Source organism: Microbacterium oxydans, assembly GCF_006540085.1.
Classification (GTDB): Bacteria; Actinomycetota; Actinomycetes; order Actinomycetales; family Microbacteriaceae; genus Microbacterium; species Microbacterium oxydans.
In genome coordinates this window covers 43,229-69,693 of record NZ_BJOG01000007.1, presented here as the reverse complement: position 1 = coordinate 69,693, position 26,465 = coordinate 43,229, and the positions used below count along the sequence as shown (strand labels likewise).

General features: G+C 68.3%; 28 protein-coding genes and 1 tRNA gene. 16 read left to right on the top strand and 13 right to left on the bottom strand.

Features of this window, described 5'->3' with window-relative positions; translation table 11 throughout:
- Positions 1-68: 68 nt before the first annotated feature.
- From MOX01_RS13510 to MOX01_RS13490, 5 genes are all read right to left on the bottom strand, one after another.
- On the bottom strand, positions 69-308 hold the full coding sequence (locus MOX01_RS13510; RefSeq protein WP_061018231.1) for an acyl-CoA carboxylase subunit epsilon: 240 nt from the start codon (positions 306-308) through the stop codon (positions 69-71).
- Positions 305-1,894, bottom strand: a complete 1,590-nt coding sequence (locus tag MOX01_RS13505; RefSeq protein ID WP_371861863.1) for an acyl-CoA carboxylase subunit beta — start codon at positions 1,892-1,894, stop codon at positions 305-307. Before MOX01_RS13505 ends, MOX01_RS13510 begins: the two co-directional genes overlap by 4 nt.
- An 81-nt stretch (positions 1,895-1,975) precedes the next feature.
- Positions 1,976-2,959: a hypothetical protein gene (locus MOX01_RS13500; protein ID WP_141370130.1), complete on the bottom strand. Its 984-nt coding sequence runs from the start codon at positions 2,957-2,959 to the stop codon at positions 1,976-1,978.
- A gap of 80 nt (positions 2,960-3,039) precedes the next feature.
- Entirely contained in the window at positions 3,040-3,732 is a 693-nt protein-coding gene (locus MOX01_RS13495; RefSeq protein WP_046748968.1) for a phosphocholine cytidylyltransferase family protein, read from the bottom strand.
- Positions 3,733-3,911: 179 nt separating this feature from the next.
- The gene (locus MOX01_RS13490; protein WP_141370128.1) at positions 3,912-4,826 is read right to left on the bottom strand and encodes a hypothetical protein; all 915 of its coding nucleotides are present in this window, start codon (positions 4,824-4,826) and stop codon (positions 3,912-3,914) included.
- Between MOX01_RS13490 and MOX01_RS13485 the strand changes: the two genes are divergently transcribed.
- From MOX01_RS13485 to MOX01_RS13475, 3 genes are read left to right on the top strand one after another with little or no spacing between them, the layout of a single operon-like run.
- Positions 4,816-5,889, top strand: a complete 1,074-nt coding sequence (locus MOX01_RS13485; RefSeq protein ID WP_141370126.1) for an ABC transporter ATP-binding protein — start codon at positions 4,816-4,818, stop codon at positions 5,887-5,889. The two genes, MOX01_RS13490 and MOX01_RS13485, sit on opposite strands and share 11 nt — an antisense overlap.
- Positions 5,865-7,430 (top strand): hypothetical protein, encoded by a 1,566-nt coding sequence (locus MOX01_RS13480; RefSeq protein WP_141370124.1) that lies wholly within the window; start codon positions 5,865-5,867, stop codon positions 7,428-7,430. Before MOX01_RS13485 ends, MOX01_RS13480 begins: the two co-directional genes overlap by 25 nt.
- Before the next feature lie 40 nt (positions 7,431-7,470).
- Positions 7,471-7,737 carry a DUF3039 domain-containing protein gene (locus MOX01_RS13475; RefSeq protein ID WP_026049764.1) on the top strand — a complete coding sequence of 89 codons (267 nt, stop codon included), beginning with the start codon at positions 7,471-7,473 and terminating at the stop codon, positions 7,735-7,737.
- A gap of 2 nt (positions 7,738-7,739) precedes the next feature.
- Here the strand turns inward: MOX01_RS13475 and MOX01_RS13470 are convergent, their stop codons facing one another.
- Positions 7,740-9,065 (bottom strand): nicotinate phosphoribosyltransferase, encoded by a 1,326-nt coding sequence (locus MOX01_RS13470; protein ID WP_141370122.1) that lies wholly within the window; start codon positions 9,063-9,065, stop codon positions 7,740-7,742.
- A 63-nt stretch (positions 9,066-9,128) separates the two neighbouring features.
- Between MOX01_RS13470 and murI the strand changes: the two genes are divergently transcribed.
- The 4 genes from murI (at position 9,129) to MOX01_RS13450 (ending at position 12,368) form a co-directional block, all read left to right on the top strand.
- Positions 9,129-9,959, top strand: a complete 831-nt coding sequence (gene murI, locus MOX01_RS13465; RefSeq protein ID WP_061018239.1) for a glutamate racemase — start codon at positions 9,129-9,131, stop codon at positions 9,957-9,959.
- Between the two features lie 52 nt (positions 9,960-10,011).
- Entirely contained in the window at positions 10,012-10,749 is a 738-nt protein-coding gene (gene rph / locus MOX01_RS13460; RefSeq protein WP_046748972.1) for a ribonuclease PH, read from the top strand.
- 2 nt (positions 10,750-10,751) lie between these two features.
- Complete coding sequence (rdgB, locus tag MOX01_RS13455; protein ID WP_046748973.1) at positions 10,752-11,345, top strand: RdgB/HAM1 family non-canonical purine NTP pyrophosphatase; 594 nt, start codon at positions 10,752-10,754, stop codon at positions 11,343-11,345.
- A gap of 102 nt (positions 11,346-11,447) precedes the next feature.
- The gene (locus MOX01_RS13450; RefSeq protein WP_141370121.1) at positions 11,448-12,368 is read left to right on the top strand and encodes a cation diffusion facilitator family transporter; all 921 of its coding nucleotides are present in this window, start codon (positions 11,448-11,450) and stop codon (positions 12,366-12,368) included.
- Positions 12,369-12,388: 20 nt separating this feature from the next.
- On the opposite strand, the gene ligD is transcribed toward MOX01_RS13450, so the two are convergent.
- Positions 12,389-14,389 carry a non-homologous end-joining DNA ligase gene (gene ligD / locus MOX01_RS13445; protein ID WP_141370119.1) on the bottom strand — a complete coding sequence of 667 codons (2,001 nt, stop codon included), beginning with the start codon at positions 14,387-14,389 and terminating at the stop codon, positions 12,389-12,391.
- 57 nt (positions 14,390-14,446) lie between these two features.
- On the opposite strand from ligD, the gene ku reads away from it, so the two are divergent.
- Positions 14,447-15,256, top strand: coding sequence for a non-homologous end joining protein Ku (gene ku, locus MOX01_RS13440; RefSeq protein ID WP_046748976.1), 810 nt, complete (start codon positions 14,447-14,449; stop codon positions 15,254-15,256).
- 10 nt (positions 15,257-15,266) lie between these two features.
- Here the strand turns inward: ku and MOX01_RS13435 are convergent, their stop codons facing one another.
- Together MOX01_RS13435 and MOX01_RS13430 are read right to left on the bottom strand one after the other, a co-directional pair.
- Positions 15,267-16,046, bottom strand: a complete 780-nt coding sequence (locus MOX01_RS13435) for a DedA family protein (protein ID WP_058631818.1) — start codon at positions 16,044-16,046, stop codon at positions 15,267-15,269.
- Positions 16,047-16,142: 96 nt separating this feature from the next.
- Positions 16,143-16,224: transfer RNA gene (locus MOX01_RS13430), tRNA-Leu, on the bottom strand.
- Between the two features lie 153 nt (positions 16,225-16,377).
- On the opposite strand from MOX01_RS13430, the gene MOX01_RS13425 reads away from it, so the two are divergent.
- The 7 genes from MOX01_RS13425 to MOX01_RS13395 are packed head-to-tail and all read left to right on the top strand — an operon-like array spanning position 16,378 to position 20,856.
- Positions 16,378-17,568: a TadA family conjugal transfer-associated ATPase gene (locus MOX01_RS13425; protein WP_170224272.1), complete on the top strand. Its 1,191-nt coding sequence runs from the start codon at positions 16,378-16,380 to the stop codon at positions 17,566-17,568.
- The gene (locus MOX01_RS13420) at positions 17,565-18,422 is read left to right on the top strand and encodes a type II secretion system F family protein (protein ID WP_058631823.1); all 858 of its coding nucleotides are present in this window, start codon (positions 17,565-17,567) and stop codon (positions 18,420-18,422) included. The genes MOX01_RS13425 and MOX01_RS13420 overlap by 4 nt, the downstream gene beginning before the upstream one ends.
- Before the next feature lie 5 nt (positions 18,423-18,427).
- Positions 18,428-19,357 (top strand): type II secretion system F family protein, encoded by a 930-nt coding sequence (locus MOX01_RS13415; protein WP_230977936.1) that lies wholly within the window; start codon positions 18,428-18,430, stop codon positions 19,355-19,357.
- A 22-nt stretch (positions 19,358-19,379) separates the two neighbouring features.
- A complete protein-coding gene (locus MOX01_RS13410; RefSeq protein ID WP_141370117.1) occupies positions 19,380-19,592 on the top strand; it encodes a hypothetical protein in 213 nt (70 codons plus the stop codon).
- 1 nt (position 19,593) lies between these two features.
- Positions 19,594-19,995 (top strand): TadE/TadG family type IV pilus assembly protein, encoded by a 402-nt coding sequence (locus MOX01_RS13405; RefSeq protein WP_046748999.1) that lies wholly within the window; start codon positions 19,594-19,596, stop codon positions 19,993-19,995.
- The gene (locus tag MOX01_RS13400) at positions 19,964-20,422 is read left to right on the top strand and encodes a TadE family protein (RefSeq protein ID WP_113682009.1); all 459 of its coding nucleotides are present in this window, start codon (positions 19,964-19,966) and stop codon (positions 20,420-20,422) included. Before MOX01_RS13405 ends, MOX01_RS13400 begins: the two co-directional genes overlap by 32 nt.
- 50 nt (positions 20,423-20,472) lie before the next feature.
- Positions 20,473-20,856 carry a hypothetical protein gene (locus MOX01_RS13395; protein WP_174799787.1) on the top strand — a complete coding sequence of 128 codons (384 nt, stop codon included), beginning with the start codon at positions 20,473-20,475 and terminating at the stop codon, positions 20,854-20,856.
- Positions 20,857-20,865: 9 nt separating this feature from the next.
- Here the strand turns inward: MOX01_RS13395 and MOX01_RS13390 are convergent, their stop codons facing one another.
- Positions 20,866-21,426: an NUDIX hydrolase gene (locus MOX01_RS13390; RefSeq protein ID WP_058632203.1), complete on the bottom strand. Its 561-nt coding sequence runs from the start codon at positions 21,424-21,426 to the stop codon at positions 20,866-20,868.
- A complete protein-coding gene (locus tag MOX01_RS13385) occupies positions 21,423-22,682 on the bottom strand; it encodes an MFS transporter (RefSeq protein WP_141370265.1) in 1,260 nt (419 codons plus the stop codon). The genes MOX01_RS13390 and MOX01_RS13385 overlap by 4 nt, the downstream gene beginning before the upstream one ends.
- A 121-nt stretch (positions 22,683-22,803) precedes the next feature.
- On the opposite strand from MOX01_RS13385, the gene prfB reads away from it, so the two are divergent.
- Positions 22,804-23,913: a peptide chain release factor 2 gene (gene prfB, locus MOX01_RS13380; RefSeq protein WP_046749003.1), complete on the top strand. Its 1,110-nt coding sequence runs from the start codon at positions 22,804-22,806 to the stop codon at positions 23,911-23,913.
- 52 nt (positions 23,914-23,965) lie between these two features.
- Here the strand turns inward: prfB and MOX01_RS19325 are convergent, their stop codons facing one another.
- Together MOX01_RS19325 and MOX01_RS13370 are read right to left on the bottom strand one after the other, a co-directional pair.
- Positions 23,966-25,060: a septum formation family protein gene (locus tag MOX01_RS19325; protein WP_170224269.1), complete on the bottom strand. Its 1,095-nt coding sequence runs from the start codon at positions 25,058-25,060 to the stop codon at positions 23,966-23,968.
- 198 nt (positions 25,061-25,258) lie between these two features.
- Complete coding sequence (locus MOX01_RS13370; protein WP_061017517.1) at positions 25,259-26,320, bottom strand: DUF2510 domain-containing protein; 1,062 nt, start codon at positions 26,318-26,320, stop codon at positions 25,259-25,261.
- Positions 26,321-26,465: the final 145 nt, after the last annotated feature.

Genomic DNA, 26,465 nt, shown 5'->3' with positions numbered 1-26,465 from the left:
GACGTGGTTCGTGAAGCGGAGGGTTCGCGGACCACGCCGACGGCGTTCTTTCCGTGTTCCGAGCGGCGTCAGCCGGAGAAACGGCCCCACGGTATGTCGCGACGGAGCGGGCGACGCAACGGACGCTGCGTCCTGGCCCAGGCGGAGACGGCGGGCTCGTCGGCCACGGCTGCGGCCTCCTCGGTCGCGTACGCCTCGCTGATCACCGCGATGAGAGCGGCGAGCTCCTCCTCGGTGGCCGCGCCCCGGGTGATGTCGAGCAGCGGCGCGTCCGAGGAGGGGCCGCCCTGCGGGTTGTGCTCGGTCACAGGGGGATGTTCCCGTGCTTCTTCGGGGGCAGCTCCGCGCGCTTTCCGCGCAGGGCGCGCAGGGCCTTCGCGATCGAGACGCGGGTGTTGGCCGGTTCGATGATGCCGTCGAGCTCCCCGCGCTCAGCTGCCAGGAAAGGAGACGCCACGTTGTAGGTGTACTCGTTCGCGAGCCGGGTACGCACGGCGGCGACGTCCTCGCCGGCCTCCTCCGCCTTCTTGATCTCACCGCGGTACAGGATGTTGACCGCCCCCTGACCGCCCATGACCGCGATCTCGGCGGTCGGCCACGCGAGGTTCACATCCGCGCCGAGCTGCTTCGAGCCCATCACGATGTACGCACCCCCGTAGGCCTTGCGCAGGATGACGGTGACGAGGGGCACGGTGGCCTCCGCGTAGGCGTAGAGCAGCTTCGCACCGCGGCGGATGACGCCGGTCCACTCCTGGTCCGTGCCGGGAAGGTAGCCGGGCACGTCGACCAGCGTGACGATCGGGATCGAGAAGGCATCGCAGAATCGCACGAAGCGACTGGCCTTCTCGCCTGCCTCGATGTTCAGGGTGCCGGCCATCTGCGACGGCTGGTTGGCGATGATGCCGACCGAGCGACCTTCGACACGACCGAAGCCGATCACGATGTTGGGCGCGAACAGCGGCTGCACCTCGAGGAAATCGCCCTCGTCGACGACGTGCTCGATCACCGTGTGGATGTCGTAGGGCTGGTTGGTCGAGTCGGGGACGATCGTGTTGAGCACGCGATCGGCGTCTGTCGTCTCGAACTCGAACGCGCTCTCGTACGACGGGAGTTCCGCCATGTTGTTGTCCGGGAGGAAGCTCAGGAGCGTGCGCGCGTAATCGATGGCGTCGTCCTCGTCTTCCGCGAGGTAGTGCGCGACACCGGATCGGGTGTTGTGGGTGTAGGCGCCGCCCAACTCCTCCATCCCCACGTCTTCGCCGGTCACGGTCTTGATCACATCGGGACCCGTGACGAACATCTGGCTGGTCTTGTCGACCATGATGACGAAGTCGGTCAGAGCGGGGGAGTACACCGCACCACCCGCGGCCGGGCCCATGATGATGGAGATCTGCGGGATGACACCGGAAGCGCGGGTGTTCAGGCGGAAGATCTCACCGTACTTGCCGAGCGCGACGACGCCCTCCTGGATGCGCGCGCCGCCGGAGTCGAGGATGCCGATGCAGGGCATCCCTCCGGCGAGGGCGAACTCCATGATCTTCACGATCTTCTCGCCGGCGACCTCGCCGAGCGAGCCGCCGAAGGTGGAGAAGTCCTGCGAGTACACCGCGACGGTGCGCCCGTTGATGGTGCCGACGCCGGTGACGACGGAGTCGCCGTAGGGGCGGGAGCGATCCATGCCGAAGGCCGTGGTGCGGTGGCGTACATACTCGTCGAACTCGACGAAGCTTCCCGGATCCACGAGCAGCTCGACGCGCTCGCGGGCGGTCATCTTGCCCTTCGCGTGCTGCTTCTCCTTCGCCTTCGCTTCCGCGTCGACGACGGCTTCCGTGTAGCGAGCGCGCAGGTCCGCGATCTTGCCGGCGGTGGTAGAGAGGTCGGGCTTGTCCGTCACGGATTCCACCCTATCGTCGGCTCGCCCCCCGCTGTTGGATGCTCGCCACAACGGCTCAGCGGATCCTTTGGCGACCTGCGCTCAGCGCTCTTCGCGCTCGTCGCCGGGGTTCGAGGGCAGGGAGTGGTCGCCGGTGCCGGCCTCGAGCTCTTCGGACGGGCTCTCTCGTCGGCGACCTGCACGTCCGCCGACACGGTGCCCGACCCACTCCGCGCCTCGTGTCACGGTGCCGGCGGCACCCACCACCGCGTTCCCGGCGTAGCGGGCGCCCCGGAGCATCCGCAGCTCGAGCTTCTCGGCCCCGGGGACAGGCTCCAGATCGAGCGGCAGGTCGATCGGCGCAGAGCCGAAGGCCTTGTGCGAAGTGGTCAGCACGCGGCGGCCGAGGATGTTGTTCCCCGCGCCTCCGATCGCGGCGCCGATGCCGAACGGGAGAGCCTTGCCGATGACCGACGCGCCTCCCTTCGCCGCGAACTGCTTCACGAACATGCTCTTGAGCTGGTCGACGAGGGGGCCGACTGCGGCACGGGGCAGGGATTTCGTGACGAGCTCACCCCAGTACGAGGACCTGCTGCCGCCGCGCCCAGCGACCTGGCCGGCGAGCTGTCCGACGAGGTCGACGCCCTCCTTGCCGAGCATCAGCGTCATCACCAGGGCGCGGGCGCGATCCGGGTTCGCCACGGCGATCCCGTGCACCTCGGCGACCGACTGGGCGAACAGGGCGGTGGACTCCACGAAACCCACGGTCTCGACCCCGGAGAGGGCGAGGGTGACACCGGTGCCGATGCCCGGCACGACGGCGGTCGCTCCCACCGCCGCACCTCCGGTCGTCACGGCCGCGAGGTAGCGCCGCTCGAGGATGCGGATGAGTTCCGCGGGTGAAGCCTGGGGATTGCGCAGCCGGATGCTGCGGATGTGCGCGAGGACGAGTGGGCGCTGGATCGCCAGCACGCGATCGAGACCACGCACCATCATCGGGTGCTCCGCCGAGCCGGCGGGGGGAACGCCCTTGTCCCACGGAGCGTCGTCCGGGAGCGAATGGATCTTGTGCACCTTGGGGGCCATGCAGAGATCCTAGGGAGACAGCCCGCGAAAACGCCGAAAGCCCGGTCCCGCGAGGGGGACCGGGCTTTCGTGTCGTTCGATCAGACGAAGAGGTTCGCGCGCTCCAGGTCTTCGGCGAAGTCGACCTCGACCGCGTACAGGTCGGAGACGTCCATCGGCTCGAGCAGCAGGCCGTCCTCGGCGATCGCGAGTTCGAGGCCGCGCTCGAAGTAGTCCTGGTCCTCCACCCGCTGCAGCTGGCGCATGAAGGCCTTCTTCTGCGCGGAGGAGATGTAGTTGATGCCCACAGCCTCGCCCAGTCCGCCCTTGACGGTCTTGGACAGTTCGTTAATGAAGCCCTCGGCGGTGACCGTGTACTTCACCTCTTCGTCGCTGACCTTGGAGGTGTTCACCGTGACGAAGGACTGGTCGCGCTCGATGTATTCGAGAGCCCGACCGAGGATCATCGGGTCGAAGACGACATCGCCGTTCATCCACAGCACACCGCCGCGACCGGTGGCACCGAGGGCGCGCAGCAGGCTCTTGGAGGTGTTGGTCTCGTCGTAGCGCTCGTTGTGGACGTAGTTCACGTGCGGGAAGGCATCGATGATGGTCTCGGCGCGGTAGCCCACCACGGTCGTGATTCGGGCGTCGGAGCCGAATGCGGCCCGGATGTTGTCGTGCTGCTGGCCCATGATCGTGCGGCCGTCGCTCAGTTCGGTGAGCGGCTTCGGCAGCGCGCGGCCGAGGCGCGAGCCCATTCCGGCGGCGAGGATGACGGTCTGAAGAGTCACGAGTGCTCCTAAAGGAAGTTGTGTTCACGGTCGATTAACCGACCAGACACTTCGTCGTGCCGCGTTCATGGTATCGATTCCGCCTGGGAACCTCAGAGCCTGGAGGGCCCCGTTGTCATTTCGTGATCGACTACACACGTGATGCACAGGCTTGCGACCATCCTGCAATCGCTGTGAAGTCACAGCATCCGAGGGCAGTTTATTGCGCGGCGGCCTTGGCGCACAGCCGCCCGTTGATACCGTAGGACGGTGACTGCCTCCCCTGACGACCGCACCGCCCAGGTGGACCTGACCGAGACCGCGCAAGAGAAGACGTCGGCGAAGCGCCCGCCGGTGAAGAAATCGAGTTCCGACGAGGCATCGGCGGCCGGGACGACGGCGAAGCGACCTGCAGTGAAGAAGCCGGCCGTGAAGAAGCCGGCCGCGAAGCGTCCGACCACGAGCGGAACCACGACTGCCGCGAAGACGTCGACCGCGAAGACATCGACCGCGAAGGCTGCGGCGGAGAAAGCCGCACCGACTGCCGACATCGTCGTGGAGCCTTTGGTCAAGGCGTTGCCCGACCAGAACGGAACGCCCGCCGCTGCCGCGCGCAGCGGCGCAGCCAGTCGCACCACCGCAGCGAAGAACACGGCACCGAAGTCGACGACGAAGACGGCTGCCAAGACGACGACGGCCAAGGCGACGGCGGCGAAGACCACGGCGGCGAAGACCACGGCCGCGAAGACAGCTGCCGCGAAGACCACGGCCGCGAAGGCAGCTGCCGCGAAGACAGCTGCCGCGAAGGCGACGGCTGCGAAGTCGACTGCTGCGAAGTCGACGGCTGCGAAGTCCACCGCCGCGAAAGCTTCGGCGGCGAAGACGGTCGCGGCGAAAGCGGCCGCGTCCAAGGCTGCAGCGACGAAGTCCACTGCTCGCGCGGCCGCAGCCAAGTCCACGGCGGCGAAGACAGCGGCGGCGAAGGCCGCGGCAGCGAAGAATGCTGCAGCGAAAAAGGCCGCCGATGAGGCGGAGAAGGCGGCGGCGGACGCGGCGAAGAACGTCCCGGAGCCTCCGAGCCCCGAAGCGGCTCCGGTGGACCCGATGCGTGCCACCGAGACAGCCGCAGTATCGGTGCTGCCGGTCGAAGTCACCTCGGCGCCGGAGCCCGTGGCTGAGCCTGCTCCGGAGCATGATGCGATCGCCGGCGCCGAACCCGAACCCGAGCCGGTGGCCGAGCCCGTCGTTGCACCCGCCCTCGCGGCAGAGGTCGCCGGCGCCGAACCGGTCGAGGCCGAGCCGATCGTCGAGGAGCCGACCGAGTCGGGAACGTCCGCGTCGGTCGAGGTCGTCGAGGCTGAAGGGGGTTCGGACGACGCGGCTTCCGAGGTCGTGGATCCCGTGGACGGACTCTCCGGGGGCGAAGCGATCACCATCCGCGGCCTCGTCAAGCAGTTCGGAGACAACCGCGCCGTCGACGGCATAGACCTGACCGTGCCGGCTGGATCCTTCTACGGGGTGGTCGGCCCCAACGGGGCGGGAAAGACCACGACTCTCTCGATCGTCGCCGGGCTCCTGCGCGCAGACGAGGGCAGCGTCGTGATCTGTGGCATCGACCAGGCGAAGCAGCCGCTGGCCGCGAAGAAGCTGATGGGCGTGCTGCCGGACAGGTTGCGCACGTTCGACCGCCTCACCGGTCGTCAGCTGCTGTACTACTACGGGCTGCTGCGCGGCCTTGCGGCTGATGTGATCGAGAAGCGCGCGGCAGATCTCGCTCGGGCGTTCGACCTCGGCGATGCGCTCAGCCGCGTCGTCTCGGACTACTCGGCGGGCATGACGAAGAAGATCATGCTGGCAGGGGCGATGATCCATTCCCCGCGCGTGCTCGTGCTCGATGAGCCGTTCGAATCGGTCGATCCCGTCTCCTCGGCGGTGATCCTCGACATCCTCCGTGCGTATGTGTCGCACGGTGGCACGGTGATCCTCTCCAGTCACGGCATGGATCTGGTGGAGCGCGTCTGCTCCCGCGTGGCCATCATCGTCGGAGGGGAAGTGCTGGCCGAGGGGACCGTCGACGACGTGCGCGCAGGGCAGACGCTCGAGGCGCGCTTCGTCGAGCTCGCCGGCTCCAGCGGAGAGGTGGAGGGGCTCGAGTGGCTGCACACGTTCTCCGACTGAGGCTCGCGCTTCTGATCGGAACTCTGCGCGGCGACCGTCGGGTCCGTTCGATCATCTCGTTCGTCGCTGTCGTCGCGATCACGTCCGTGGTGTGCATCGCGGTCTTCAGCCTGTCGTCCGCTCCGGTGCCGGTCGCCCGTGCGGTCACCGTCCTCGGTGGCGCTGCCCTTCTCGTCGGTTTCCTCGTCGGACCGCTCCTCGTCGGGGCAGTCGACCAACTCGATCCTCGCCGCTTCGCGGTCTTCGGCGTCGATGAGCGGCAGATGCCGTGGGTACTCACGCTGGCCGCATTCGTGAGCGTGCCCAGCCTCGCGCTCCTCGCCGTCTACATCAGCGTCTGCATCGTCGCGATCGATGCCGGGACGCCATGGCCTCTCGCGATCCTGATGACGGTCGTCGGCGTCGTCACGACGATGCTGGTCTCGCGGATCGGAATGGCGCTCAACGCCCTGCTCCTTCCCGAGCGTCGATCACGAGAGCTCACCGCGCTGTTCGCGCTCGCCCTGATCGTGATCGCGTTCCCCGTGGCTGTGTTCTTCGGATCCCTTCGCTGGGACGGCCTGGTGCCCCCCTCGCTGGCGACCCTTTCCAGCGTCTTCGGCTTCAGTCCGTTCGCGGCAGCGCCGGCATTCCTCTTCGACTCCGCGGCAGGGGCGACTGCTTCGGCGTGGGTCACCGGGATCATCGCGCTCCTCACCGTCGTGCTCCTCGGGATCGCGTGGGCATGGCTCGTCCGGCGACTCCTCACGACGACCGAGCGCCCGGTCGCCTCGCGGGAGCGCACCGGGCTCGGCTGGTTCGGGCTGCTGCCGTCGAACGCCTTCGGGGCGATCGCCTCGCGAAGCCTCGTGTACTGGCTCCGCGACCGTCGCTACATCATGAACATCATCGTGGTCCCGGTCGCCGGTGTGCTCACGGTGCTGCCGCTCATCGTCGCCGGTGTCCCGGTGGAGATCGCCGCGCTGGTCCCCGTTCCGGTGATGGCACTGTTCTTCGGATGGTTGCCGCACAACGACGTCGCCTACGATTCGACGGCCCTGTGGACGCACGTGGCGAGTGGCGTCCGGGGGCTGCCCGATCGTCTCGGTCGCCTCGTGCCGGTGCTGCTCGTCGCCATTCCGGTGCTCGCGATCGCTGTGCCGCTGAGCCTCCTCCTGGTGGGGAACTGGAGTCTCCTGCTGCCCATGGGCGGTGTGGCCGCCAGCCTCCTCTTCAGTGCACTCGGCATCTCGAGCATCGTCTCCGTCGTTGCGCCCTACGCGGTCTCACGGCCCGGAGACAGCCCGTTCCAGCAGCCGCAACGGCCGACATCCCGCGGGATCTACGGACCGGCCGCGACGTTCCTCGGGGCGATCGTGCTGAGCGCGCCCACCATCTGGCTGTTCGCTGCCACGATCCTCGAGGGGTCGGCGTATGCACCGGCCACCTTCTGGGTCGGGCTCCTCGTCGGCCTCGGGGTGCTGGTGCTGGGCGCCGTCATCGGCGGCCGCATCTTCGAGCGCAGCGGAGAGCGTCTCATGGAGTTCGTCGAGACGGCATGACGACCACCCGCGAGGCTTTCGACGCGGCTAGACTCTCGGGATGAGTACTCCGCTGGACAGCCCCGATCAGGGCGGCGTGGCAACGCTTGATCGCGAACTGGAAGAGCTCCTCCGCGAGGAGAACCTCGAACCGGGCGACCATGAGCGCTTCTCGCATTATGTGAAGAAGGACAAGATCCTCGAATCCGCGATCACCGGCAAGCCGGTGCGCGCGCTGTGCGGCAAGAAGTGGACCCCGGGGCGCGACCCGGAGAAGTTCCCGATCTGCCCCACGTGCAAGGAGATCTACGAGTCGATGATCGGCTGACCTCAGTCGGCTTCGACGTACACGGTGGGGATCGCAGGGTCGGATTTGCTCAGCGCGAGAGCCCGCACCGGCAGTTCTTCGCGCACCCGAAGGTGATGAGCGCGAGCGGCCGCGGTACCCGCGACCCCCTCGTACGACGTATCGATGTCGCCGGCCTCGACGAAGGTGACCTGCAGCGGTCGGCCGTCGGGGTGGTCGGCTGCCGTGTCGAGCTGCTCGAAGCTGTCCGAGACGACGACCGTCTCCGCCGTGGCGACTCCGTCCGCAAGGGTGCGGAACGCCGACTTGCGTCCGCCGTGTGACGCCTTGTCCGCCGATGCCTTGGCGACGCCGACCCACGACCCGGCGGCATCCTGGCGCGCCACGAGCTTGTAGACCATGCTCGCTGTCGGGTATCCGGAGCCGGTCACGACCGATGTGCCCACCCCGTACGCATCGACCGGCGAAGCGGCGAGAGCGGCGATCGCGTACTCGTCGAGATCGCTGGTCACCGTGATGCGCGTCGATGTGGCACCGAGCTCGTCCAGCTGCGCCCGGACATCGGCGGCGACGATCGGGAGGTCGCCCGAGTCGATCCGCACACCACCGAGCTCCGTTCCGGCGACGCGGATGGCGGTCTCGACGCCGGTGCGGATGTCATACGTGTCGACGAGCAGGGTCGTGCCGGAGCCCAGACTCTCGACCTGGGACCGGAACGCCTCCTCCTCGGTGTCGTGCAGCAGCGTCCAGGAGTGCGCGGCCGTGCCCATGGTGGGGATGCCCCAGCTTCGTCCCGCCTCGAGATTGCTCGTGGCGCCGAAGCCCGCGATGTACGCAGCGCGCGCCGCCGCGACCGCGGAACGCTCGGCGGCCCGACGGGAGCCCATCTCGGCCAGTGGACGCTCGCCGGCGGCGATGCTCATGCGCGACGCGGCAGTGGCGACGGCGGAGTCGTGGTTGAGCACGCTCAGCGCGAGCGTCTCGAGCACGACCGCATCCGCGAACGTTCCCTCCACGGTGAGGATGGGGGAGCCGGGGAAGTACAGCTCGCCTTCGCGATAGCCCCGGATCGAGCCCGTGAACCGGTAGTCCTCGAGGTGCTTCAGCGACGCCGGGTCGACGACCGCCTCGTCGCGCAGGAAGCGCAGCTCGTCCTCGCCGAAGCGGAAGTCGCGGAGGAGGCCGAGAAGCCGGCCAGTGCCGGCGACCACACCGAAACGGCGGCCACCGGAGAGGCGTCGGGAGAACAGCTCGAACACGCTGGGGCGGAAAGCAGTGCCGTCCCGAAGGGAGGCGGCGAGCATCGTCAGCTCATAGCGGTCGGTGAGCAGCGCCGTCGACGTGGTCATGCGCTCAGTTTAGTGAGCGCCCCGATGCGCGCGGCGGGCCACGCGCAGGTAGGCTGGGGAGTCATGAACGACGCGCCGATCGGGATCTTCGACTCCGGTGTCGGCGGGCTCACGGTGGCGCGGGCCATCCGCGCCCAGCTGCCCCGAGAGTCGTTCGTCTACATCGGCGACACCGCGCACTCGCCGTACGGGCCGAAGCCCATAGCCGATGTGCGCCGCTACTCGCTCGAAGTGCTCGACACGCTCGTCGACCAGGGCGTGAAGATGCTGGTGATCGCGTGCAACACCGCCTCCGCGGCCATGCTGCGCGATGCTCGGGAGCGCTACGACATCCCCGTGGTCGAAGTGATCGGTCCCGCGGTGCGCCGTGCCGTGTCGACGACCCGCAACGGTCGCGTCGGCGTGATCGGCACGGTCGGCACGATCGGCTCGCGCGCCTACCAGGACATGCTCGAGGTGAACGAGCGGCTGCAGGTCTTCACCGCCGCATGCCCGCGCTTCGTCGAGTTCGTCGAAGCCGGTATCACCGGCACGCCCGAGGTGCTCGCGGTGGCCGAGGAGTACCTCGCCCCCCTCCGCGATGCAGACGTCGACACTCTCGTGCTGGGCTGCACGCACTATCCCTTCCTCCGTGGTGCCATCAGCTACGTCATGGGTGAGGGCGTCACGCTCGTCTCCAGCGACGATGAGACCGCCGGCGACGTCTATCGCCAGCTCGTCCGCGGTGACCTGCTCGCTTCACCGGATGCGACCGCAAGCTACGTGTACGAGGCCACGGGGGCCGCGACCGACGACTTCACCGCGCTGGCCAACCGACTGATGGGGCACGAGGTGCGCGATGTGCAGCTCGTGCAGACCGGCGTCATCACCCTCCCCGACACCGCCTTCGACTAATCCCGATCGTCTCGCTCCGACGCGATCAGCCATCCCGACCTGAGAGAAGCACATGTCCGAAATCGTCCGCGTCGACGGCCGCTCCACCGATCAGCTGCGCGAGATCACCATCGAGCGCGGCTGGAGTGCTCACGCCGAGGGATCGGCATTGATCAGCTTCGGCGGCACCAAGGTGCTGTGCACCGCGTCCTTCACCAACGGCGTGCCGCGGTGGCTGACCGGCAAGGGCAAGGGATGGGTCACCGCCGAGTACTCCATGCTGCCGCGCGCCACGAACAGCAGGAACGACCGCGAGAGCGTCAAGGGTCGCATCGGCGGACGCACACACGAGATCTCCCGGCTGATCGGCCGCGCGCTCCGTGCGGTCGTCGACACGAAGGCCCTCGGCGAGAACACCATCGTCATCGACTGCGATGTGCTCCAGGCGGATGGCGGCACCCGTACGGCAGCCATCACCGGTGCCTACGTGGCGCTCGCGGACGCGATCGAATGGGGCCGGGAGAAGAAGTTCATCGGCAAGAACTCCACCCCGCTGCTCGATTCGGTCGCCGCGGTGTCCGTGGGCATCATCGACGGCGAGCCCATGCTCGATCTGGCATATGTCGAGGATGTGCGCGCGGAGACCGACATGAACGTCGTGGTCACCGGCCGTGGACTCTTCGTGGAGGTGCAGGGGACTGCGGAGGGAGCGCCGTTCGACAAGCGCGAACTCGACGCGCTCCTCGAGTTGGGGCTGGGCGGATGCGCCGATCTGAAGGACGCGCAGCTGGCCGCACTGGCGGGGGAGTGACGATGCAGGTCGTGCTCGCGACGCACAATCCGCACAAGGTCGCGGAGTTCCAGCAGATTGTGGAGCGGACACGTCCTGATCTCGAGATCATCGGTTACGACGGCCCTGAACCCGTCGAAGACGGCGTGACATTCGCCGAGAATGCGCTGATCAAGGCGCGGGCGGCCGCAGCGCACACGGGGCTTGCGGCCCTCGCCGACGACTCCGGCATCTGCGTCGACGTCCTCGGCGGCTCTCCGGGGGTCTTCTCCGCGTACTGGGCCGGGCAGAAGAAGGATGCGACCGCGAACCTCGAACTGCTGCTGGACCAGCTGCGCGACATCGCCGACCCGCACCGCGCCGCGCACTTCACCTCCACCATCGCCCTCGTGCTGCCGGACGGCCGCGAGCAGGTCGTGGAGGGGCGGTGGCCGGGTCGCCTGGCGCACGCGGCGTCGGGAACGGGCGGCTTCGGCTACGACCCGATCTTCGTGCCGGATGGCCAGCCTGCAGGGGAGGAGCGCTCGGTGGGCGACTTCTCCTCCGCGGAGAAGCAGGAGCAGTCGCATCGTGCACGCGCCTTCGCCGAGCTCGTTCCGCTCCTCGCAGCACTCTGACGCGTCGGCCGCGGAAAAGTGCTGCTGAAGCTGAGAATCGTTACCCTTCCCGACTAGCCGCAAGACGCCTTCCCAGGCTGTTTCCCGGTCTAGCCTGGTGGCATGCACAATCACGCACCCGCGCCCGGCGGCATCCGTTCGGCCAGCAGCAGACGCCTGCTCGCGATCTCTCTTTCCCTCACGGCGACGGTGATGGTCGTGCAGGTCGTGGGCGCGCTGCTCTCCGGGTCGCTCGCGCTGCTCGCAGACGCCGCGCACATGTTCACGGATGCATCCGGCCTCGTCATCGCCTTGATCGCCGCGACAGTGGCAGCGCGCCCGGCGGATGACCGTCGCACCTTCGGGTATCAGCGTGCCGAGGTCTTCGGTGCGCTGATCAACGCGATCATCCTCATCGCCCTGGCGACGTGGGTCGCGATCGAGGGCGTAGGGCGTCTGATGAATCCGGGGGAGGTCGAGGTCGCCGGCGGACTCATGCTGGTCGTCGCGGTCGTCGGTCTCCTGGCGAACGCCGTCTCGATGTGGCTGCTGAGCCGCGCGCAGCGCACCAGCATCAACGTGCGAGGGGCCTACCTGGAGGTGATGGGCGATCTGATCGGGTCGGCTGCCGTGATCGTGGCCGCTGTCGTCATCCTCCTCACCGGCTGGATGCCCGCGGATGCGATCGCGTCCCTCTTCATCGCGGCGATGATCATCCCCCGGGCCATAGCGCTGCTTCGGGAGGTGTTCTCCGTGCTCGCAGAGTCGGCCCCGAAGGGCACGGCGGTGAGCGAGATCCGTACGCACCTGCTCGGATACGACGGCGTCGTCGGTGTGCACGATGTGCACGTGTGGCAGCTGACTCGCGGAGCGCCCGTGTTCACCGCCCACGTCAGCGTGGAGCCGGCGCTCTTCGCCGACGGACGCTCGTCGCAACTGCTGACCGAGATGCAGGCGTGTCTCGCCGACCACTTCGACGTCGAGCATTCGACCTTCCAGATCGAGCCCGCCGAGCAGTCCGACTGCGAACCGCACCACGCCTGATCCGGCGCCGTGATCTCGGGTCAGGTTTCAGGAATCGACGGGACCTCGACGGGGGTCTCGACAGTGATCTCCAGAGGACTCTTGTCCGGGCGGAGGCCTCGCCAACGGGCATGGCGGAGCACTCCGTCGGGCGTCCAGTTCGCGAACTCGACCTCGCCGACGACTTCGGGGCGCACCCAGAGCGCGTCGGAGGCATCAGGGGCGGGGACGCCGTCGAGGGGGGCATCGTCCACGCGAAGAGGGGTGAGCCGTGCGAGGAGGTCGCGCAGGATCCGATCGGTGAATCCGGTGCCCACACGGCCGACGTAGCGGAGCCGTCGCCGTCCCGATGAGGTGTCCGGAACGGCGAGAAGCAGCGATCCGAGCGTGCTCTCCCTGTCGCCTTTGCCCGGTCGGATACCCACGATCACGGCTTCCTGCATCCGGGTGTGCTTGAGCTTCAACCACGAGGGTGAGCGCTGCCCCGGACGGTAGCGCGATCGCGGGTCCTTGACGACGACGCCCTCGAGACCGAACTCCCGGCTCGCGATGAGTGCCGCGTCGACGTCGTCGAACACGGGAGGGACCTGCACGGGAGCGTCGAGGCCGGCGATCACATCCTCGAGAAGTGTCCGTCTCTCCCGGAGCGGCAGGCCCGTGAGGTCGTGCCCATCGAGGCGGAGCAGGTCGAACAGCATGTAGACGATGGGAGTGCGGATCACCTCGCGCTCGATCTCGCGGGGGCGGGTGAGGTGCATCCGGTTCTGGAGGAGCGAGAAGCTCGGTCGGCTGTTGGCGTCGAACGCCACGATCTCCCCATCGACCACCGCGTCCTTCACCGGGAGGAAGGGGGCGCCGTCGGCGGTGAGCTCGGGGTAGCGGGCGGTGATGTCGGTGCCTCGACGCGCGTGCAGGAGCATCCGTCCGTCCACCCACGTGCCCACCGCGCGGATGCCGTCCCACTTGACCTCGACCCAGGAGGGATCGCTCAGCGCGCGCGCGGTTCCGGGGGTGCCGTTCTCGGCGAGCATCGGCGCCACCGATGCCACGGATGCCACGGATGCCGCGGATGGCGGGGCGGCGGGTGCGGCTGAGCTCCGGGGATATCGGTGGGAGCTCCGCGTCTTCGCGGGTTGCGGCAGCGGAGCCGTCATGGACGGGCGGAGCGTGGCGAGCGGATCGACTCCCGCGGCGGCGCGCTCGAGCACCTCGTCGAGGTCGAGCTGGGCGAGATGCGGATCGGCGAGCTCGTCCCAGGTGCGAGGAGCGGCGACCCACGGCCGCGCACGGCCGCGGAGCGAGTAGGGGGAGATGGTGGTCTTCTTGCCGTTGTTCTGACTCCAGTCGAGGAAGACCTTGCCACCCCTGACCGCCTTCGCCATGACGCTGGTCGCAAGATCGGGGTGGTCGTTCTCGATCATGCGGGCGAGTTCTTTCACGACGGCGGAGACCTCGTCGCTCGTCTGCTCGCCGGGGAGTGAGGCATAGAGGTGGATGCCCTTGCTGCCACTGGTGACCGGCAGTGGATCGAGACCCATGTCCGACAGGATTCCACGGGCGATGCGGGCGACCTCGGCGCACTGCGGCAGTCCGACTCCCTCACCGGGGTCGAGGTCGAGGACGAGCCGATCAGGGTTTCCGGGAAGGCCTTCGGAGGAGAACCGCCACTGCGGCACATGCAGCTCGATCGCGGCGACCTGCGCGAGCCAGACGAGGGTGGGGACGTCTTCGACGAGCGGATACTCCTTGGGCCCGTCCGAGTGCTGGATCGCCTGCCGCGGGATCCACGACGGTGCCCCCGGTTCGAGCTGCTTCGTGAAGAACGCGTCAGCCGGCGCCTGCGCTGTTCCGACACCTTCCACCCATCGCTTGCGGGTGACGGGGCGGCCGTCGAGGAGGGGGAGCAGCAGAGGTGCGATGGCCGTGTAGTACGCGATGACCTCGCCCTTGGTGGTGCCGGTCTCGGGGTAGACGACCTTGTCGAGGTTCGTCACGCGCAGGCGGCGGCCGTCGACCTGGACGATCTGCGCATCTCCCACCATGGAGCCAGCGTAGTCAAGGGCTGGTCGTGACGGCTGTGGCTGGTGTCTACTGGTGTGATGAGGACGATCTGGAAGGGCGCACTGACGTTCGGGCTCGTGAACGTCCCGGTCAAGGTGTACTCCGCGACCGAGGACCACGACGTGCCGCTGCATCAGGTGCATGAGAAAGACGGCGGTCGCATCCGCTACCAGCGCACCTGCGAGGTCTGCGGAGAGACCGTCGCCTACGCCGACATCGACCGCGCGTACGTCGAGGAGGGCCAGACCGTCGTCCTCACGAAGGACGACCTCGCCGCGCTCCCCGCCGAGAAGAGCAGGGAGATCGACGTCGTGGAGTTCGTGCCTTCCGACCAGGTCGATCTGCTCACGCTCGACAAGCCGTACTACCTCGAACCCGATTCCAAGTCACCGAAGGCGTACGTCCTCCTGCGCAAGACGCTCGAGCAGACCGACCGCACGGCGATCGTGCGGTTCACCCTGCGGCAGAAGACGAGGCTCGCCGCGCTGCGCGTGCGGGGGAAGGTGCTCGTGCTGCAGACGCTGCTCTGGGCCGACGAGGTGCGCGAAGCCGCGTTCCCCGCGCTGGACGAGGATGTGCGGATCTCGAAGAAGGAGTTGGAGCTCTCGGCGTCGCTCGTGGACAGCTACTCGGCGGACTTCGATCCCGAGGAGTTCGTCGACGAGTACCAGAAGGAGCTCCGCACGCTGATCGACGCGAAGATCGAGGCAGGCGAGACGTTCGACGTCGCGGAGACCTTCGGCGAAGCCGAGAAGGCGGCCGAGGGCGGCGAGGTCATCGATCTCATGGAGGCTCTGCGTGCGAGTGTCGCCCGCTCGAAGGAGGAGCGCGCCAAGAACGCGGGCTGACCGACCGCGGTCAGTGCTTGCCGTCGCCGTCCAGGTCGGGAGCGCGGTCGAACACGTCGGCGTCGAGCACGAGCTCCTGCGCCTCCTCAGCGTCGGTGACGACGTCTTCCCCTGCCGCGGCAGCCTTCTTCGCCTTGTGGCGCTCCGACAGGTAGTGCCACAGCGTCACCAGCGCCGTGCCGCCGACGGCCGCGAGCAGGATGAGGTCGATGTAGTTCTCCACGAACGTCGCGACCGGCGGGATGAACCCGATGAGGTAGCCGAACATGGTGAGCCCGAAGCCCCACAGGATCGCACCGATCAGGTTGTAGAGCGTGTACTTGCGCCACGGCATGTGACCGACACCGGCGGCGACCGGGGCGAACGTGCGCACGATCGGCACGAAGCGCGCGAGGATCACGGTGATGCCTCCGAAGCGCTCGAAGAACGCGTTCGTGCGCTCGACGTTCTTCTTGCTGAAGAGTCCCGACTCCTTGCGCTCGAACACGGCCGGTCCGCCCTTGTGCCCGATCACATAGCCGACCTCGCCGCCGACGAAGGCCGCGAGGCCGATGAGCAGGGCGACCCACCAGACGTTGATGCCGAAGACACCGTGCTCGGAACCCGCGATCGGGTGTGAGAGAAGGCCCGCGATCACGAGCAGCGTGTCGCCGGGAAGCAGGAAACCGACGAGCAGACCGGTCTCCGCGAAGACGATGAAGCACACCACGAGGAGCGCCCACGGCCCGGCGGTCCCGATGATGGTGGCGGGGTCCAGCCAGGGGATGAGAGCGGTCGGTGCGTGCAGCATGGTTTCGAGCACTGGGAGAGTCCCGTCGGTCGTTATTGGTCGGCGGTGTAGCAGAGCGATGTCATGGCGACCGGAGAAGGCTGCCGTCGTCTCTCGTGCGGAAGGTGGGACTTGAACCCACACGCCCTGGGGCACAGGAACCTAAATCCTGCGTGTCTGCCAATTCCACCACTCCCGCGCGGTGGGATAAGTCTACTGATCGCCGAAACCGGGTATCTGGGGATCCGCCCGCAGTCCGAGCCGGGCCGGGACTCTGCGGAGGGGATGGGACTCCAGGTCGGCTTGTGGATAACTTCGGAGGCCGCGCGTCGAATATTGCGAGGATGCCTGAGTGATTCGTCCGTCCGCCCTCGTCGCCGAGCGTGTGCGTTCGCGTCTGCGCGCCGAGGGCATCGACCCGTCGATCGATCCGGACGGGGCCTGGCGCATCGCCCACGCCGAGGTCCGCCGACACGACGATCTCGCCCTCGCCCGCGGTGAGGCGTTGATCGACGATGAGGCCGCATGCGTGCGGGAGGTCCTGGCGACCTTAAGCGGATTCGGCGCGCTGCAGCCGCTGCTCGACGATCCACAGGTCGAGGAGATCTGGCTGAACGGCGCAGGGCACGTGCACGTCGCGCGCGAGGGCACGGCCGAGCGGACCGACGTCGTGCTCGATGAGGTGTCGGTGCGCGACCTCGTCGAGAGGATGCTCCAGTCAACGGGGCGGCGCGTCGACATCAGCCAGCCGTTCGTCGACGCTTCGCTGCCGGACGGGTCCCGTCTGCACGTGGCCATCGCCGATGTAGTGCGCGGTTCGTGGGCTGTCAACATCCGCAAGTTCCTCCCGAAGTACCGATCCCTCGCATCGCTGACGGATCAGGGCATGATGCCTCGCGGTGTCGCGGATCAGCTGCGCGTGGCGATGGACGCCGGCCGCAGCGTGATCGTCTCCGGAGCGACGCACGCAGGCAAGACGACGATGCTCGCCGCGCTGCTGGCTTCCTGCGCCGACACCCAGCGCATCGTGACAGTCGAGGAGACGTTCGAGCTGGCCGTTCACGGACCCGATCTCGTCTCACTCCAGGGACGCCAGGCGAGCCTGGAGGGTACGGGGGAGATCACGTTGCGGCGACTGGTGAAGGAGGCGCTGCGTATGCGACCGGACCGTCTCGTCGTCGGCGAGGTCCGGGACGCGGAAGCCCTGGACCTCGTGCTCGCCCTCAACACGGGGGTTCCCGGCGCCTGCACCGTGCATGCGAACTCCGCGGCGGAGGCGATCGAGAAGCTGACGATCCTCCCGCTCCTGGCCGGGCGCAACATCGACCGCGCGTTCATCGCGCCCGCGCTCGCCGCGTCGATCGACCTGGTCGTGCACTGCGTTCGAGACCGGGCAGGTCGGCGATACGTCCAAGAGGTCATCGCACCGACCGGTGACGTCGACGAAGGCAGAGTCCGGACCGAGCAGGTGTACCGGGTGGTAGACCGCGGGGATGTCGTCGTGGAGCGCATCGCCGCTCGCCGGGTCGGAGCCTCACCGTGACGGTCTTCGTCGGTGCCCTCCTCGCGGCGGGGGTGCTGCTGTGCGTCTCCCCGTGGATGTGGCCGCCTTCCGACGATGCCGTGATGACGATGAGGCAGGGGCGACTCGCCCGTCTGATCGAGGAAGCGGGCATGGAGGGGCTGTCGCAACGTGGACTCCTCGCCATCGTCGTCGCAACCGGACTGATGACGGCATCGGGTGCATGGCTGCTGACGGGGATCCCCGTGCTCTCCGTGCTGGCCGGTCTTGCAGGCGCGACTGCGCCGATCGTGTTCCTGCGAGGGCGACGGATGCGCCTGCGACGGTTGCGTCGCCAGCTCTGGCCGGACGTGTGCGATCTGCTGATCGCGTCGATCCGCGTTGGCTTGTCGCTTCCCGACGCGGTGGCCGGTCTGGCGGAGTCCGCGCCGAAGATGCTGCGGCCGGCGTTCATCGTGTTCGCGCGGGACCTGCGGGCGAGCGGCAGGTTCGAGACCAGCCTCGATCGACTCAAGACGACGCTGTCCGACCCCATCGGCGACCGCATCGCCGAGACGCTGCGGATGGCGCGTCAGGTGGGCGGCACCGAGCTCATCAGCGTATTGCGGGCACTCTCCAGCTCGGTGCGGGCGGACGCGGCTCTCCGTGGGGAGGTCGAGGCGCGGCAATCCTGGATCCGCGGTGCCGCCGTCCTCGGTGCCGTCGCCCCGTGGGTGATCCTCGGCCTGCTCGTGCTCCGACCGGAAGGGGCGGCGGCGTACGGCACTCCCGAAGGCGTGCTCGTGATCTGTCTGGGCGCGGCCGTCTCTGTGGTCGCCTTCCACATCATGGTCCGCATCGGTCGACTCCCCGAGCCTCGGCGGTGGTTCGGATGAGCGGGATGACGGCTCTCGCGAGCGCCGTCCTGATCGGGTGCGGCTTCGCCGCCGGGGTGCTGAGCGCGCTTTCCGCGCTTCCACGGTGGAGGGCGGCATCGCTGGCCGTAAGGATCGGTCCTTACGTGCGCGACGTCGTCGCCGATGATCGTCTGCCACGAGGTGTCCTCCCGGCCGCGGGCGCGCTGCCCGCGAGTTCGCGGACGCTGTGGGAACGCGCACGAAATGCGTTCGAGAGTCTGCTCGGCGGGGGAGAGCCCCTCCGCCGGCGTCTGGCACAAGCCGGCGTGCGGACCGACCCTGCGGCGTTCCGCGGCAGGCAGCTCGGGTGGGGCCTCGCCGGGATAGGGGTGGGGGCGATCGGGGTGACCGTGCTCGCACTCACGGGCCGCCTCTCCTTGCCGACGGGCGTGCTGCCTCTGCTGTGCGGGGCGGCGGCGGCCGCCGCCTACGACCTGCAGCTCTCCGCGCGGGCCAAGGCGCGACGGGTGCGGCTCACGGATGAACTGCCGACGACACTCGAGTTCCTGGCCCTCTGTCTTTCCGCGGGGGAGGGGTTCCTCGATTCGCTGCGCCGGGTGTCCGAGGTGGGCTCCGGCGAACTGACCGCCGAACTGCGTCACGTGGTGCTCGCCGTGGGCACCGGGTCGCCGCTGGCCGACGCGCTGAACGAGATGGCGCGACGTCTGCAGCTTCCCGGCCTGTCACGTGTCGTGGATCAGGTGATCGCCGCACTCGAGCACGGTGCACCGCTCGCCGCAGTGCTGCATGCCCAGGCGTCGGATGCACGGGAAGACGCGAAGCGTGTGCTGATCGAGCAGGCGGGGCGCAAGGAGATCCTGATGCTCCTCCCGCTCGTCTTCCTGATACTTCCGCTCTCCGTGCTCTTCGCCGTCTACCCCGGGCTCTTCATCCTCCGTCTCGGCATCGGCTGACCCCTCAACGAAAGGATCCACCATGACGACACCCACCTGTGACCGCGGGCGACTCACATCGACGGGAACCACTGCTCGGCTCCGCGCATTCATCGCGGATGAAACCGGGGACGTCCCCGGCTGGGTCCTCGTCACGTTGATGACCGCCGGGTTGGTGGTGCTCATCTGGGCCGTCGCGGGCCCCGCGCTCACGTCGCTGTTCGAGCAGGCGATCCAGCGGGTGTCGGGACTCTGAGATGGACGACCGGCGTGTGTGCGCGGATGATCGCGGGTCGGCTCCGGTGGAGTTCGTGCTCGTGGGCACCCTCCTGACCGCGCTCACGCTCGCGGTGCTGCAGCTCGCATTCGCGGTGTACGTGCGCAACGTGGTCCACGATGCCGCCGTCGAGGGGGCCTACCACGCTGCACTCGCCGACACGACGCCGCAAGAGGGCGTGGATGTCACCCGGGAGGTCATCTCGCGCGCGGTCGGGTCGGAGTACGCCGATGACGTCCGCATCGGAGTCTCCGGTATCGCGCCGCACGAGACGGTCGACGTCCGAGTCCGTACGACGTTCCCCCTGCTGGGGTTGATCGGCATTCCCCTCGCGATGGAGGTGGAGGCGCATGCACCTGCCGAGACGTTCGGGGAGGAATGACGAGGGATCGGCTGCCCTCGAGTTCATCGCAGCCGGGGTGATCCTGCTGGTCCCGCTCATCTACCTCGTGATCGCGCTCGGCACCATCCAGGAGCAGACCTTCGGAGCGGAGGCGGCAGCGCGGCACATCGCCCGTGTGATCGCCCGTGCTCCGGACGCGACGACGGCCGCGGAACGGAGCGACGCTGTGCTCGCCGGCATCGTCGAGGAGTACGGTCTGGACGAGGACACGGTCGACCTGACGCTCTCCTGCACACCGCAGTCTCTCGAGTGCCCGGCGGCTGGCGCGACGATCGTCGTCTCCGTCTCCACGCGGGTACGGCTGCCCCTGATGCCGGAGGTGATCGGCCTCGACAGGTCAACCGCGGTCGCCGTTCAGGCCGAGGCCGTGCAGAAGATGTCCAGACAGTGGGGTACCGAACGGTGACGCCGGGCCGTCGCACCCTCGGCGCCGGGATCGAGCATGACGAGGGGAGTGTGCTTCTCCTCACGCTCGGGTATGTGCTGCTCGCGCTGGCCGTGATCTTCGTGTGTGTCTGCGCCACCGACCTCTACATCGCCCAGAAGCGGTTGGATGCGCTCGCCGATTCCGCTGCGCTCGCCGGGGCTGACGGGTTCACGCTGGTGGTTCGCGACGGCGGCGCGCGAGCCGAGCTGACCGACGCCGGTGTCGAAGAACAGGCCGCGTCGCTCGTGGTAGCGGTGCCGGGCGATGCTTCGCTCACCGCTGCCGGAACGCCCGACGGCGTCACGGCGCGCGTCACCGTCGCCGCACAATGGCATCCGCCGTTGGTGTCCCTGTTCGTGCCTGACGGAGTCCCGCTCGAGTCGACGGCCACCAGCCGCACGGCGCTGCGGTGAGAACCCCGCTCAGCGGGGGTTCTGCAGCTGCGTGAGCAGTCCGGTGAGACGGGGCACGAGCTGGGGTGGCACCTCCGCTGGCAGGGCATCGACGGGCCACCAGCGTAGATCCTCCGACTCCTCGCTCACGGTGAGCGCCGACTCTCGGTCGACCACGACGGCGATCCCGATGTCGAGGTGCGAGGCGCATGCGCCGAAGCGCGAAGACAGGCCGTGGTGGTCGAGGTCATAGGCGAGCGGCGGGTCTACCGGGTCCACCACGATCCCGGTCTCCTCACGCAGCTCCCGCAGCGCGCCGACCATGACCGATGCGTCGCCGTCCTCGACGTGGCCTCCCGGTTGCACCCAGAACTGCCCCTTGCGGTGGAACACCAGCAGCGTGTGCTGGAACGTGGCATCGAACACCACACATGATGCCGTGAGGTGGTCAGGGCCTGCCTCACGGTGCACAGGCCCGCCGTCGGCATCGAAGAACGAGGCGAAGTCCGCCTGCGCTGCGCGGTCTCGTGCGGATCGGGGGACGAAGGTCGAGACGAGGCGATGAGCATCCGCCTCGAGGTTCGGGATCATTCCGGGTCTCCTTCCGGTGGCTCTTCGCTGGACTCGGGTCGTGCTCGGGGGACGAACTGCGGGATCCAGCGCAGGAAGCCGAGAGCACCCACCAGGCCGATGACGCCCATGGCGGCCGCGGCGAACGGGAGCGAAGCCACGGCCGTGATCCCCGAGACGAGCAGCGGGGCGATCGCGCCGCCGGCATCGGTGAGCGTGCGCCACGAACCGAGGAAGGCGGCGGGATCCCGCTTCGGCGCGACATCCGCCCCCAGAGTCAGCAGGATGCCGCTGGACAGTCCGTTGCCGACGCCCAGGACAGCGGCGAACATGCCGAACCACAGCACAGCCGCATCCCCGTCGTGCGTGAACGACAGCGCCAGGAAACCCGCTCCCATGAGCACCATCGCCGGCATCGCCGCCCACAGCCGGCCGAAGCGGTCCATCACCTGGCCGCTCGCATAGAAGAGCGCGAAGTCGATGGCCCCGGAGACGCCGACGACGAGGGAGATGGTCGAGGCGTCCAACCCCAGGGACAGCCCCCACAGGGGGAGCACGACCTGGCGGGCCGACCGGACGGCGGAGAGCGAAGCGGCGGCGAGGCCGAGGCGTCCGAGCACCGCACGCTGGCGCCACATCGTCTGGAAGATGCCGAGGCGCTCGACCGTGGGGATCGAACCGCTCACGGCCTCGCCGGAGTCCTCCGCATAGCGCTCGCGCGTGGCCGTCGTGACCGGCGGGACCATCTTCTCCGGATCGGGCCCGAAGAGGACCAGCGCGACCATCACCACGAGGCAGCCGAGGAAGAACCAGATCGCTGCGCTCTCGCTGCCGAAGAGCTGAAGCAGTCCTGCCGCGATGAACGGACCGACGAAGATGCCGAGGCGGAAGCTCCCGCCGAGCAGCGAGAGCGACCGCGCGCGGAAGGCGACAGGAACCCGCGTGGTCATGAACGCATGCCGGGCGAGACCGAAGGCCGCCGCGCAGATGCCCAGCAGGAACACCGAAGCCGCCAGCACACCGAGCGACGGCGCGAACACCATTCCGATGCCGGCGACGATCGAGATCACCCCGGCGATCACCATGGTGTAGCGCTCGCCGATCCTGCCGACCGCCCATCCGGCGGGGAGGTTCCCGCACAGCTGGCCGATGACGAGGCACGAGGCGACGAGGGCGGCGAACGCCACATCCGCTCCCATGGAGGCCGCGAGCACCGGGATGAGCGGGATCACCGCACCCTCGCCGAGCGAGAAGAGGATGGTCGGCAGATACACCATCGGTCCGAACTGTCGAAGGACCGTCGATGCGCTGCTCACGACTTCACGCTACTCCCGTTGTCCGGAGCTCCCGGACGATGGCGTCCCCGTGCGGGCAGGCGGCACGTTAGGCTGAGGTGTCATGCTCGAACTAGATCTCTCCGCCGAAATCCAGGCGCTCAGGCACACCTTCGGCGACATCAGCGAGGTCGTCGATGTCTCCCGTCTCCGCGACGACATCGCGCGTCTCAGCGAGGAGGCCGGCGCTCCCGACCTCTGGGACGACACCGAGAACGCGCAGAAGGTGACCAGCGCCCTCAGCCACCGCCAGTCGGAGCTCGCCCGCATCACCGGCATCGCCCAGCGTCTCGACGACCTGGAAGTGCTGGTCGGTCTCGCGAACGAGATGGGCGACGAGGACTCAGCGCAGGAGGCCCGCACGGAGCTCGCTGCGCTGACCGATCTGATCAACCAGCTCGAGGTGCAGACGCTCCTCGACGGCGAATACGACGAGCGCTCCGCGATCATCACGATCCGCTCCGGGGCCGGCGGCGACGACGCCACGGACTTCGCCGAGATGCTGATGCGCATGTACCTGCGCTGGGCCGAGCGGCACAAGTACCCCGTCAAGGTCATGGACACGTCTTACGCGGAGGGCGCCGGCATCAAGTCCGCGACCTTCGAGATCGACGCTCCCTACGCCTTCGGTACCATCTCGGTCGAGGCCGGAACGCATCGTCTCGCCCGCATCAGTCCGTTCGGCTCCGCCGACAAGCGGCAGACGTCGTTCGCCGCCGTCGAGGTCATCCCGCTGATGGAAGAGGCCACAGAGGTCGACATCCCGGAGAGCGACATCCGCGTCGACGTGTTCCGCTCCTCCGGCCCGGGTGGGCAGTCGGTCAACACGACCGACTCCGCCGTGCGCCTCACGCACCTCCCGACCGGCATCGTCGTGTCGATGCAGAACGAGAAGTCGCAGATCCAGAACCGTGCCGCCGCCATGCGCGTGCTGCAGACGCGACTCCTGCTGCTGCAGAAGGAGCAGGAGGCTGCGAAGAAGAAGGAACTCGCGGGCAACATCACCGCGAGCTGGGGCGATCAGATGCGCTCGTACTTCCTCTACGGCCAGCAGCTGGTCAAGGACCTCCGCACCGGCCAGGAATCCGGCAATCCGGCTGCGGTGTTCGACGGCGACCTCGACGACTTCATCTCGGCGGGTATCCGCTGGCGCAAGCGCAAGACCGAGGACTGAGTCCACGAAGAAGGCCCCGGAGCGATCCGGGGCCTTCTTCGTATCGTTGTGGTCAGCGACCGGAGTCCCGCAGGGTGCCGGTCACATCGTCATAGCTGAAGAGGATGCACTGCACGGTGCGGTCCCCCTCCCGGATCCACGTGCCCTTCGTCGGCTGGTAGTTGTAGAAGTCGAGCTCCGAGGCCTCGTACGAGGTGCCGACGTACGCCTGGAACGCCTCGTAGCAGCCGTTCCACGCGGTCTCGGTGAGGGCGTCGTCGCCCGGGAACTCACCGTCTTCCACGTCGTAGATGAAGAAGACCTCGTCGGTGTGCGGCTGCTCGCAGGGCACGACGGGCAGCTCGAAGACGAGCTCGTCCTCGTCGTACACGACCAGGGGCAGACAGTCACCGACCTCGAGATCGGCGAAGGTCGTCATCTCGGCGCCCTCGATCGCGGACGGGTCCGGACGTTCCGTGGACGTGCCTCCATCCGTCGGCCGTTCGCTCGGGATCGCGGACGAAGCACCGTCCGACGATGTCGCGGCGAGCAGCAGCAGCGACACGGCAGCCGCGAGCACGGCTCCGATCACAGCGAGGGCGAGACCGGTGATGCCCGGCCACTTCCGCCCGCGCAGGAACAGGGAGACGAGCGACATCACGAACCCGACGGCGAGGAGTGCCCACCCGGCGATCGCGATCACGGGGATGCATGCGCAGACGACGCCGATGACCACGGCTGCCAGGCCGATGATGCCCACGACAGGGACGCCGGGGCGGGCTTGCGGGGTGGAAGGCGTGGGCCACGAGGCTGCCGGATACCCGCCGTATGGAGCGGAGATCGCACCGTTCGAGGGCACCGTCCCGGCGGGGGAGGCAGGCATCTGGTGCGCGAGCGTGTACGGCGGGGCGAAGGGCGCGGGTTCGAGGTCGGCCACGGTCCCGAGGGGCTGACCCGTGGCGGCGGTCGTCGGGACCCCGGGGTCCGTCGCCGCTGCGGGCGCCGTCGGGTCAGCAGCGACGTGCGCGTCCTCGGCAGTCGAGGTCGTGACCTCCGATTCCGTGACGGCAGCGGGGTGCCCGGTGACGACATACTCCGTCCAGCTCAGCCCATCCCACCACCGTCGGTTCCCGGAGCCGTCGTCGTACCAGCCGGCAGGTGTTGTCATCAGGCGTTCCCGTGCGTCTTTCTCGGTCGGCGATTGCGTGGTGAGGTCGTCCTCGCGACGCCGGCCGTTCTGCGAGGGGCGGCCGTCAAAGATGACGGTAGCGCCGGGGACGCCCCTGTGTCGAATACCGGTTAGATCACACGAAGAAGGCCTCGAGAGCATTGCCCTCGAGGCCTTCTTGAATTGAGCTGACGTCGCTCAGGGAACGAGGCAGGCCGTGATCGCCTCGGTATCGCTGAGCACCTCGGCGACACCGTACAGAGCGTCCGTGTCGGTGAGGTTGCCGTCGCTGTCCGCGATCGTGCGCAACGTCGCGTTGTCGAGATCCGAGGCCACGAGCAGATCCGCGAGGCAGGACACCTGGGGCTCCGTGTACCCCTCAGCGCCCGACGAGGCGAGGATGGCGGTCAGTCCCTGCGCCACCTCCGGCGAGGTCGGACGCACACCGGCGTCGGGCCCCTCGCTCTCCGGCGGTGCCGATGCCTCGATCGAGGGGGAGGAGGTGGGCAGCTTGTCGATCTCCTCGCTCACGCCCTGTGCGAAGGCGAAGAGGTAGACGAACGACATGATGATCCCGATGATGGTGCCGACGACCGCGAGGACGAGGCCCGCGATGCCCGGCCACTTCTTGCCCTTCAGGAAGAGCGAGATCAGCGAGACGACGAAGGCGGCCGCGAGCAGCACGAAGCCGATGAACCCGACGACCGGGATGAAGACCAGGATCGTGCCGAGCGCAGCGACACCGAGACCGACGAGCCCCAGGACCGAGAGCTTCTTCGGCTCCTCGGAGACCGGCTGCCCGTAGGGGGCGGCGGTGGGGTAGCCCGTCGTGGTGCCGGGGTACGCAGGTGCGACGCCGGGGTAGGCGTCCGTGGACTGTCCGGGCGCGGCTGCCGGGTATGCGGGAGGGGCCGCCGGCGCGGAGTAGGCGCCGAGGTCGTCGCCGAGCGGGGTCGTCGCGGCGGTCGCACCCGCAGCATCGACATCGCCCTGGTCCGCGGGGGCCGAGGAGCCGTGCTCCTCGGGAATGATCACCGTCTCCTCGGACGGACGGATCACCGTGTCTTCGATCGCCGTGTCTCCGATCACCGTCTCCTCGATGACCGTGTCCTCGATCGGCGTGGTCTCGGAGACGTTCGGCTCCTCAGAGGCCGACCCCGCATCCGTCGCCTCAGGGGCGAAGTGCTCCGTCCACTGCTGGCCGTCCCACCAGCGCTGCCGTCCGGATCCGTCGTCGTACCAACCTGCAGGTGTCGTCATGGCTCCCCCTCGAAAGAATTCGGCGACCGCTTCGTGCGGTCGGCATCTTCATGTATAGCAGTGGCAGGTGACGCGGCAGTGGCGTGTGCATGGGGAGCAATCCCCATCCGGGCCGAGGGATGACGTGCCTGTGCGGGGTGTCGCT

What these genes read in the sequence shown, in the direction of transcription:
- rdgB (WP_046748973.1), top strand. Translation starts at nt 10,752, where the DNA reads ATGCAGGTCGTGCTCGCGACGCACAATCCGCACAAGGTCGCGGAGTTC.
- MOX01_RS19325 (WP_170224269.1), bottom strand. Translation starts at nt 25,060, where the DNA reads ATGACAACACCTGCCGGCTGGTACGACGACGGCTCCGGGAACCGACGG.
- MOX01_RS13385 (WP_141370265.1), bottom strand. Translation starts at nt 22,682, where the DNA reads ATGGTGTATCTGCCGACCATCCTCTTCTCGCTCGGCGAGGGTGCGGTG.
- MOX01_RS13370 (WP_061017517.1), bottom strand. Translation starts at nt 26,320, where the DNA reads ATGACGACACCTGCAGGTTGGTACGACGACGGATCCGGACGGCAGCGC.
- ku (WP_046748976.1), top strand. Translation starts at nt 14,447, where the DNA reads ATGAGGACGATCTGGAAGGGCGCACTGACGTTCGGGCTCGTGAACGTC.
- MOX01_RS13435 (WP_058631818.1), bottom strand. Translation starts at nt 16,046, where the DNA reads ATGCTGCACGCACCGACCGCTCTCATCCCCTGGCTGGACCCCGCCACC.
- rph (WP_046748972.1), top strand. Translation starts at nt 10,012, where the DNA reads ATGTCCGAAATCGTCCGCGTCGACGGCCGCTCCACCGATCAGCTGCGC.
- MOX01_RS13470 (WP_141370122.1), bottom strand. Translation starts at nt 9,065, where the DNA reads ATGACCACGTCGACGGCGCTGCTCACCGACCGCTATGAGCTGACGATG.
- MOX01_RS13475 (WP_026049764.1), top strand. Translation starts at nt 7,471, where the DNA reads ATGAGTACTCCGCTGGACAGCCCCGATCAGGGCGGCGTGGCAACGCTT.
- MOX01_RS13410 (WP_141370117.1), top strand. Translation starts at nt 19,380, where the DNA reads ATGACGACACCCACCTGTGACCGCGGGCGACTCACATCGACGGGAACC.
- murI (WP_061018239.1), top strand. Translation starts at nt 9,129, where the DNA reads ATGAACGACGCGCCGATCGGGATCTTCGACTCCGGTGTCGGCGGGCTC.
- MOX01_RS13485 (WP_141370126.1), top strand. Translation starts at nt 4,816, where the DNA reads ATGCGTGCCACCGAGACAGCCGCAGTATCGGTGCTGCCGGTCGAAGTC.
- MOX01_RS13415 (WP_230977936.1), top strand. Translation starts at nt 18,428, where the DNA reads ATGACGGCTCTCGCGAGCGCCGTCCTGATCGGGTGCGGCTTCGCCGCC.
- MOX01_RS13390 (WP_058632203.1), bottom strand. Translation starts at nt 21,426, where the DNA reads ATGATCCCGAACCTCGAGGCGGATGCTCATCGCCTCGTCTCGACCTTC.
- MOX01_RS13405 (WP_046748999.1), top strand. Translation starts at nt 19,594, where the DNA reads ATGGACGACCGGCGTGTGTGCGCGGATGATCGCGGGTCGGCTCCGGTG.
- ligD (WP_141370119.1), bottom strand. Translation starts at nt 14,389, where the DNA reads ATGGTGGGAGATGCGCAGATCGTCCAGGTCGACGGCCGCCGCCTGCGC.
- prfB (WP_046749003.1), top strand. Translation starts at nt 22,804, where the DNA reads ATGCTCGAACTAGATCTCTCCGCCGAAATCCAGGCGCTCAGGCACACC.
- MOX01_RS13450 (WP_141370121.1), top strand. Translation starts at nt 11,448, where the DNA reads ATGCACAATCACGCACCCGCGCCCGGCGGCATCCGTTCGGCCAGCAGC.
- MOX01_RS13400 (WP_113682009.1), top strand. Translation starts at nt 19,964, where the DNA reads ATGCACCTGCCGAGACGTTCGGGGAGGAATGACGAGGGATCGGCTGCC.
- MOX01_RS13500 (WP_141370130.1), bottom strand. Translation starts at nt 2,959, where the DNA reads ATGGCCCCCAAGGTGCACAAGATCCATTCGCTCCCGGACGACGCTCCG.